We start from the raw sequence: 8,345 nt of genomic DNA on the forward strand, positions 1-8,345 counted from the left end.
CGGGGCCCTGTTGATAGCCGCACCGGCCCAGGCGCAAGAAAACAGCACCCTGCGCATCGGATACCAGAAATTCAACAGCCTCAACATCCTCAAAGGCAGCGGCGCACTGGAAAAAGCCCTTGCCCCGCAAGGGGTGAGCGTCAGCTGGCATGAGTTTGCCGCCGGTCCACAGTTGCTCGAGGCGCTGAGTACCGGTGCAATCGACGTGGGACACGCGGCCGATGCGCCTTCGGTGTTCGCCCAGGCGGCTGGCAAACCCGTGGTCTACCTGGCCGCTGAACAGCCTTATCCGCGAGGGATCGGCCTGGTGGTGCGCCAGCAGGACCCTCTGAACGATGTGCAGGATCTGAAGGGCAAGCGCGTGGCCACTGGCCGGGGATGGAATGCGCAATACTTGCTGGCCGTCGCCTTGCAACAGGCAGGCCTGAGTTACCAGGACATCACCCCGGCCTATGTCAATAACGCAGCCGACGCGATAGCCGCGCTGCAGTCAGGCAGCGTTCAGGCCGCCACACTGTGGGACCCATTCCTGGCTGCAGCCGAGCGGCAGCCAGGGCTGAAAAACCTGCGTGACGGAACCGGCTTGACCAACAACCGCACCTTCTACCTGTCCACCGCCCGCTTCGCGGACAGCCACAAGGCGTTGCTCAGAATATTCTTCAGCGAACTGGCCAAAGCCAGCCAGTGGGCCAATGACAAACCCGGCGACGTCGCCGCCTTGCTGGCGCCGCAGCTTGGCATCAACGCCGATGTCCTGGAAGTCGCAAGTCAACGACGCAACTACAACGCTGTGCCAGTGACCCCAGAGATCGTTGCCGAACAACAGAAGCTGGCCGACACCTTCCAAGGGCTTGGCCTGATCCCCCGCAAACTGAACGTAGCCGAAGCGGTTTACCCTGCTTCCGTGCTGCCTTGAGGCCAGCCCAACATGCCCCGCCCTATACGCTTCAACGCCTTCAGCATGAACGCTGCCAGCCACCAATCGCCTGGCTTGTGGCGCCACCCGCGCAACACCAGCACCGATTTCAACCGCCTGGCCTACTGGACCGACCTGGCCAGGCTACTCGAACGCGGTCTGTTCGACGCACTGTTCATTGCCGATGTCATGGGCATCTATGACGTCTATAAAGGCAGCCCGCACCCGGCCTTGCGCGGCGGCGTCCAGGTGCCGGTGAACGATCCGATGCTGTTGGTCCCGGCCATGGCCGCTGTGACCGAGCACCTGGGCTTCGGGGTCACCTTCTCGCTGACGTACGAGCACCCCTATCCCTTTGCACGGCGCATGTCCACACTCGACCACCTCAGTGAGGGGCGCGTGGGCTGGAATATCGTCACCGGCTACCTGGACAGTGCCGCGCGTAACCTTGGGCTTGACCGACAACTGGGGCATGACCTGCGCTATGACTTGGCCGAGGAGTATCTGCAGGTGCTCTACAAGCTCTGGGAAAAGAGCTGGGACGACGATGCCCTGGTGCTGGACCGTGAAACGGGCCGCTACGTCGAGCCAACCGGTGTGCACCCCATCGGTCACGCCGGCGCGCATTTCCAGGTACCCGGCATGCACCTCTGCCAGCCATCGCCGCAACGCACCCCCGTGCTGTTTCAGGCAGGCGCATCGGCGCGCGGTCAGCAGTTCGCCGCCAAGCATGCCGAATGCGTGTTCATCAGCGGGCCGACACCCACGGTTCTGCGGCGCTACGCCGATGGCGTGCGTCAGGCCAGCGAAGCGGCGGGACGCGCACGTGACGAGGTGCTGATCTATGCCCAGGCGTTGCTGATCGTCGCGCCCACTCACGAGCAGGCTCAGGCACGCTTTGACCAATACCGCAGTTTCGTCGACATCGAAGCAGCCCTGACACTGCTGTCAGGTTGGACCGGGATCGACCTGGATGGCCTGGACCCTGACGCGCCAATCCAGTACGTGGAAAACGATGCGGGCCGTGCAGCCTTGGCAGCCTTCACGGCGGCGGACCCAAGCCGCCAATGGACGGTGCGCGAGGCGGCGCAATTCATCGGGCTAGGAGGACGCGGCCCCGTCCTAATCGGTACGCCAAGTGAAGTCGCCGACCAGTTGGAGGCGTGGGTCGATCAAACCGGTATCGATGGGTTCAACCTCACGTATGCCGTCCAACCTGACGACCTGACCCATGTCGTGGAGTTGCTGGTTCCTGAACTGCAGCGCCGTGGCCGCTATCCCCACGGGTACGTCGATGGCACCTTGCGCCATAAGTTGTTCGGCAAAGGAAACCGGCTAACGGCGCACCATGTCGGCAGCCGCGTGTGCATTCAGCAACCAAATACCGGGTATTCCAACATTTAATTTGTAGATGCTCGGCGCACCACCCTATCCTGTGCCCACGTCCCCTGCACCGCACCGGCCGGTGCGGTCCACGGCATGGGGATAGAACAACAAGTCGAGAGCATTCATGTCGAACCACGCCTATTTCGCGCCCCACGGCGGCCACCCGGCTCAAACCGAGCTGCTGACCGACCGTGCCATGTTCACCGAAGCCTACGCGGTCATTCCCAAGGGCGTGATGCGTGACATCGTCACCAGTCACTTGCCCTTCTGGGACAAGATGCGCATGTGGGTCATCGCCCGGCCGCTGACAGGGTTCGCCGAAACGTTCTCCCAGTACATCGTCGAGGTGGCGCCCGAAGGCGGGAGCGAACGGCCTGAACTGGACCCCAACGCCGAAGCCGTGCTGTTTATCGTCGAAGGCGAGCTGGACATTACCGTCGAGGGCCAGCACCACACACTGGTGCCAGGGGGTTATGCGTTTCTGGCGCCTGGCGCCGAATGGAGCCTGCGCAACAACAGCCAGGCCAATGTCACCTTCCACTGGCTGCGCAAGCACTACCAGAAGGTCGAAGGGCTGGACGTACCGTCTTCGTTCGTGACCCACCGCGACAACGCTACCGTGATCGAAATGCCAGGCACCGAAGGCCGCTGGAAAACCACCCGCTTCGTCGACATGGCTGACATGCGCCATGACATGCACGTCAATATCGTCACGTTCCAGCCAGGTGGGGTCATACCGTTTGCTGAAACCCATGTCATGGAGCACGGGCTCTACGTGCTGGAAGGCAAGGCGGTCTACCGCCTGAATCAGGACTGGGTCGAGGTCGAGGCCGGTGATTTCATGTGGCTGCGGGCCTTCTGCCCACAGGCCTGCTATGCCGGCGGCCCTGGCAACTTCAGTTACCTGCTGTACAAGGACGTGAACCGTCACGTGCACTTGACGCTCAACCCCAAGCGCTGAGCCCAGAAGACTGCTTGCCGGTCTCCAAGGCGCACCCGCCAGGGTGCGCCAAATCGCTGTTACTCAACCACCCCACACGCCATGCGCGCGCCACCGCCACCCAACTTCTCGGGGTGATCGCTGTGGTTATCGCCGCCTGCGTGCACCATCAGTGCGTGGCCTTTGAAGTCTTCAGCCTTCAGGCGCGGTGCCAGTACCGGATACGTCGCCTTGCCATCGGCACCTACATACAGCGCCGGCAGGTCGCCGCGGTGGCCGCTGTCATCGTAAGGGCCTTTATGCGCGTTGGTTGATTGCGGGTCCCAGTGCCCCCCCGCCCCGCCTGCTGGCACGGTTTTGCCCGCATCCTGCGCAGGCGCGCAGGACGGGTTCTGGTGCAGGTGGAAGCCGTGCACACCGGGCGGCAGGTCCTTGAGGTCCGGGGTAAGCAGCGTTCCGTACTTGTTCTGCTCGATGCTGATGGTGCCGATCGACTTGCCTGGGCCATCGGGGCCTGCCAGCTTGAGCTCGACGGTCTGGGCGGCTTGGGCCAGGCCGGTAGTGGCCAGCAGCGCAGCGATTACAACTGCTTTCATAAGGTTCTCCATGGCGTGGTGAAGGCGGACGTCATACCCGCGTTGTGCATGGGACTGCATCATCGCGCAGTCATTCCCTTGTGCCACAGCCTGAAACACTTAAAGACTGCCACCGGCCAACAGTTGCTTGAGTACCTCTGCCAGGGCCTTGACCGTCGGATCGGCGGTTGGACGGTGCACGATGACGATCTCATAGCTGTCGACTTCGCCCAGCCCCTGCTCGGCGCCCAGTACGCGATGCTCTGCAGTGGCCGCGCGCGGCGGCAGCAGGCTGATGCCCATGCCATCGGCGACAGCGGCCTGGATGCCGCTCAAGCTCGAACTGGTGAAACTGATGCGCCAGCGCCTGCCACTGCGATCGATGGCAGTGATCATGTCCTCGCGGTACAAGCCCCGCGGCGGAAAGGTCACCAATGGCACCGGGTCCAGTTCAAAGGCAGGCAGGCGAGCGCTGTCGATCCATTGCAGCCGCTCGGGCCAACAGGCGACCCCTTCGCGGCTGTTGCGCCGTTGTTTGAGCAATACCAGGTCCAGCTCGCCATTGTCGTAGGCCTGGCTCAGGTCCCGGCACAGCCCGCTGGTGACCTCCAGCTTTACCTGCGGATTGAGCCGACTGAAGGCCGACAGGGCATGGGTGGTCGATCCACCCACAAAGTCCTCGGGTACACCCAGGCGCACCGTGAAGCCGACCATGGCACCGGCCAAGGCTTCGAGCATCTGGTCATTCAGGGCCAGCATATGCCGGGCGTACCCGAGCAGCGTCTGCCCGGCGTCGGTCGGGAGCACGTCGCGGTTGCCACGTACCAGTAGACGGTGCCCTACCATGTCTTCCAGGCGCCGGACTTTCTGGCTGATGGTGGACTGGGTCGAATGCAAGCGCGCGGCAGCCGTGGTGAAACTGCCGCAGTCGGCCACCACGACGATCGCACGCAGAAGGTCCAGGTCGAACAAGGCCCTATTCGATTTAACGTTATGAGACATGCAAGTATTCGACAAATGAATGGGAGAACCGTTTTCTAGCACGCACCTGGGCAGCTCGCAACGCTGGCTTCAATCTCCCAGTGCTACACCTTCACGGCGTGGGTCCGCGCCGCCCAACCAGCCTGTCCCGTCCCGCTGAATGACTTGCAGGCCGCTGGTCATATCCATCGGCGTCACGGTGTGGCCCCACGCCTGGAGTTTGCGAATCAGTGCAGCGCTGGTCAGCCCTGATTCCACCTCGGTTGCACCGTTGCGGCTGCCAAAATTGGGCAGCCCGGCGGCTTGCTGGGGGTCCAGCCGCCAGTCCAGCAACGCGATGAGCGCCTTGTTGACGTAACCGATGATCTGCGAGCCGCCGGGTGAGCCAAGGCTGGCTACCAATTCCCCATGGTCCCGGGAGAACACCAGCGTAGGCGCCATGGCTGACAGGGGCCGCTTGCCCGGTTGAACGCGATTGGCCACTGGCCTGCCCTGCTCCTGGGGCACGAACGAAAAATCGGTCAGCTGGTTATTGAGCAAGAACCCTTTGACCATCAGGTGCGAGCCGAATGCGCCCTCCACCGAGGTGGTCATGGCCACGGCATTGCCGCGATCATCAATGGCGCTTAGGTAGGAGGTGGCTATCCGCGGTGGCGATCGGTCAGGCGCAAGCGTCAACAGCGCACCGTTCGGATGGCCAGGGCTGGCCTTGTTCATGCTGCGCTCACCCACCTGACTGGCACGCTGTGCCAGGTAGCCCGGGTCAAGCAGGCCCTTGAGCGGAACGGGTACATAGTCACTGTCGGCCAGGTACTGGGCGCGATCGGCATAAGCCAGTCGCTCGGCCTCGGCGACCAGGTGCACGGCGCGTGCTGGCGCCTCCAGGGTGGCAGCAGTGGCCGAGGGGACGGGTGCCAGGTACGCCAGATCGTCCCTGGCCGACCTGCGTTGCAATGCCTCCAGTATTCCCAAGGTCTGCAGTACCGCCACGCCCCCGGATGAAGGGGGCGGCATGCCACAAACCTGCCAAGCTTTGTAGGGTCCGCAGACAGGTTCACGCTCGCGGGCCCGGTACTGCTTCAGGTCATCGGCGGACAGATAACCTGGGTTGGTGTGGTTTTGGACGGCTGCCACCATGGCCTGCGCAACCTCGCCGTTGTAAAACGCCTGCGCGCCGTGTTGCGCGATCTGCTCAAGCGTGTCGGCAAGTTCGGGATTACGCAGCCGTGTGCCTACTGCAAGCGGGCGCCCCGTCGTGTCCAGGAAATAGCCGGCCATGCTGGGCGAACGAGCCACGAAGGGGTCGGCTTCCAGCAGCGCATGCAGCCTTGCAGAGACTGGGAACCCGGTGCGGGCCAGTTCGATGGCGGGTTGAAACAACGCTTGCCAGGGCAGCACGCCGTGCTGCTTGTGCGCCAATTCCAGGGCCCGCAATACACCCGGCACCCCCACGGCTCGTCCGCCAATCTGTGCTGACCTAAATGGCATGGGTGCCCCCTTGTCGTCGAGGAACAGGCGTTCGGTCACCTGCGACGGCGCCGTTTCCCGGCCATCGAATGCCTGGGTCCTTTTCCCGTCCCAGTGGAGGATGAATGCGCCGCCGCCGATTCCACTCGACTGAGGCTCGACGAGTGTCAGCACCAGTTGCATCGCAATCGCCGCATCCAGCGCGCTGCCCCCGGCGCGAAGGATGCGTTGTCCGGCCTGGCTGGCCAGCGGGTTGGCGGCCGCGGCCATGTGCCGTTTGGCCGCCACCGGCTGCAAGCCTGCGCGATAACCGGAGCCAAGTTCGGGTGCTACGGGCAGCGCTTGCCTGGCCTGGGCCAGGTTACAGGACAGGCTCAGGCACAGCGCGCTGACGGATAGAAAGAGAGGGTTCATGCAGCCGCTTCCTGCGTTGGGCCTGGCACAGATGCGAGGCTGTCGAATCGAAAAGTGCACTGACGCTTTTGTTGAGCGTTCAGGCTGGGCGAGGATAACGCGACTGCGACGCACGGGACCACCAACGGTCACGCGGTTGTGACGCGGTTCGATTCCAGTCGCCCACCTTGACGTATACGTAAAGCACGCTTCAGGATGGCGGCATATCCTGCCCAGAGCCCTGGTATGAGTACCCAGACCTACAGTATTTCCGACCTGTCCCGTGAGCTGGACATCACCACGCGCGCCATTCGTTTTTACGAAGAGCAAGGGCTGCTGCGCCCCGAGCGACGCGGCCTTGAGCGCATCTATTCGGCGCGGGACAAGGTCAGCCTCAAACTTATCCTGCGTGGCAAGCGCATCGGCTTCTCGCTGGCAGAGTGCCGTGAGTTGATCGAGCTGTACGACCCCTCGGGCGGCAACCTCAAGCAACTGAACAGCATGCTCGCCAAGATCGCCGAGCGGCGCGCCCAACTGGAACAGCAAATGCTCGACATCCACCAGATGCAGCTTGAGCTGGACACTGCCCAGGAGCGCTGTGAACAGGCCCTGGCGTGCACGCTTGCCAATAAAGACCACGGTTGACCGTTACAGGAACCTCATCATGTCCTTGCCTGAAAAAGTTCGTCTGGTAGAAGTTGGCCCTCGCGACGGGCTGCAGAATGAAGCCCAGCCCATCAGTGTCGCCGACAAAGTGCGGCTGGTGGACGACCTCACAGCGGCTGGCCTCGCCTACATCGAAGTGGGCAGTTTCGTTTCACCCAAGTGGGTGCCGCAAATGGCCGGTTCGGCCGAGGTGTTCGCCAGTATCGACCAGCGTCCGGGCGTCACCTACGCAGCGCTGGCGCCCAATCTGCGCGGCTTCGAAGATGCCGCGGCGGCGGGCGTCAAGGAGGTGGCGGTATTCGCCGCCGCGTCCGAGGCATTCTCGCAGCGCAATATCAACTGTTCCATCTCGCAAAGCCTGAAACGTTTCGAACCCATCATCGAAGCCGCGCGAGCCCAGGGTGTGCGGGTGCGTGGGTACGTATCCTGTGTGCTCGGCTGCCCGTACGAGGGCCCGGTTCGTGCAGAGCAGGTACTGCCGGTGGCGCGTGCCCTGCACCAGATGGGCTGCTACGAAGTGTCGCTGGGCGATACCATCGGCACCGGTACTGTTGGTGACGTTCGACGCTTGTTCGAGGTGGTAGCGGCCCATGTTCCCCGCGCGCAACTGGCGGGGCACTTCCACGATACTTATGGCCAAGCCCTGGCCAACGTATATGCGAGCCTTCTTGAAGGCATCAGCACCTTCGACAGCTCGGTAGCGGGTTTGGGTGGCTGCCCCTATGCCAAGGGCGCGACCGGTAACGTCGCGACCGAAGATGTCGTTTACCTGCTTGATGGGTTGGGCATCGAGACCGGTATCGACCTGGAGCGCTTGATCGAGGCTGGGCAGCGCATCAGCACGGTGCTGGGAAGGGCCAATGGATCGCGCGTTGCACGTGCGCGACAGGCGCGCTAGGTCATCAAGGTGTCACAACAATGTGGGTGAAGTGTTACCGCTCGCTTGGCGACGAAGCCAGATACGGGTATCCCGGAAACATCCAGTGAGGTTTTCCCAACGTCCTGCTTTCATGGCTTTCTT

8 protein-coding genes are annotated in these 8,345 nt (G+C 63.0%); 5 read left to right on the top strand and 3 right to left on the bottom strand.

From position 1 onward, the window contains the following. The first annotated feature begins 7 nt into the window (after positions 1-7). The 3 genes from ACK59L_RS21080 to ACK59L_RS21090 all read left to right on the top strand — a co-directional run bounded on the left by ACK59L_RS21080 (position 8) and on the right by ACK59L_RS21090 (position 3,263). Complete coding sequence (locus tag ACK59L_RS21080; RefSeq protein WP_409275846.1) at positions 8-916, top strand: aliphatic sulfonate ABC transporter substrate-binding protein; 909 nt, start codon at positions 8-10, stop codon at positions 914-916. A 12-nt stretch (positions 917-928) separates the two neighbouring features. Further along, positions 929-2,320, top strand: a complete 1,392-nt coding sequence (locus ACK59L_RS21085; protein WP_409275837.1) for an LLM class flavin-dependent oxidoreductase — start codon at positions 929-931, stop codon at positions 2,318-2,320. Between the two features lie 106 nt (positions 2,321-2,426). Continuing rightward, on the top strand, positions 2,427-3,263 hold the full coding sequence (locus ACK59L_RS21090; RefSeq protein WP_058605425.1) for a bifunctional allantoicase/(S)-ureidoglycine aminohydrolase: 837 nt from the start codon (positions 2,427-2,429) through the stop codon (positions 3,261-3,263). Between the two features lie 59 nt (positions 3,264-3,322). On the opposite strand, the gene sodC is transcribed toward ACK59L_RS21090, so the two are convergent. From sodC to ggt, 3 genes are all read right to left on the bottom strand, one after another. Next, entirely contained in the window at positions 3,323-3,838 is a 516-nt protein-coding gene (gene sodC, locus ACK59L_RS21095) for a superoxide dismutase family protein (RefSeq protein WP_081322874.1), read from the bottom strand. 99 nt (positions 3,839-3,937) lie between these two features. Then, complete coding sequence (locus ACK59L_RS21100; RefSeq protein WP_409275840.1) at positions 3,938-4,819, bottom strand: LysR substrate-binding domain-containing protein; 882 nt, start codon at positions 4,817-4,819, stop codon at positions 3,938-3,940. Positions 4,820-4,888: 69 nt separating this feature from the next. Beyond that, positions 4,889-6,679 (bottom strand): gamma-glutamyltransferase, encoded by a 1,791-nt coding sequence (gene ggt / locus ACK59L_RS21105; RefSeq protein WP_409275842.1) that lies wholly within the window; start codon positions 6,677-6,679, stop codon positions 4,889-4,891. A 225-nt stretch (positions 6,680-6,904) separates the two neighbouring features. Between ggt and ACK59L_RS21110 the strand changes: the two genes are divergently transcribed. Together ACK59L_RS21110 and ACK59L_RS21115 are read left to right on the top strand one after the other, a co-directional pair. Further along, positions 6,905-7,303, top strand: a complete 399-nt coding sequence (locus tag ACK59L_RS21110) for a MerR family DNA-binding transcriptional regulator (RefSeq protein WP_028687491.1) — start codon at positions 6,905-6,907, stop codon at positions 7,301-7,303. Between the two features lie 19 nt (positions 7,304-7,322). After that, positions 7,323-8,222, top strand: a complete 900-nt coding sequence (locus ACK59L_RS21115) for a hydroxymethylglutaryl-CoA lyase (RefSeq protein ID WP_409275844.1) — start codon at positions 7,323-7,325, stop codon at positions 8,220-8,222. Positions 8,223-8,345: the final 123 nt, after the last annotated feature.

The organism is Pseudomonas sp. KCJK9111, assembly GCF_046231935.1.
GTDB lineage: Bacteria > Pseudomonadota > Gammaproteobacteria > Pseudomonadales > Pseudomonadaceae > Aquipseudomonas > Aquipseudomonas parafulva_B.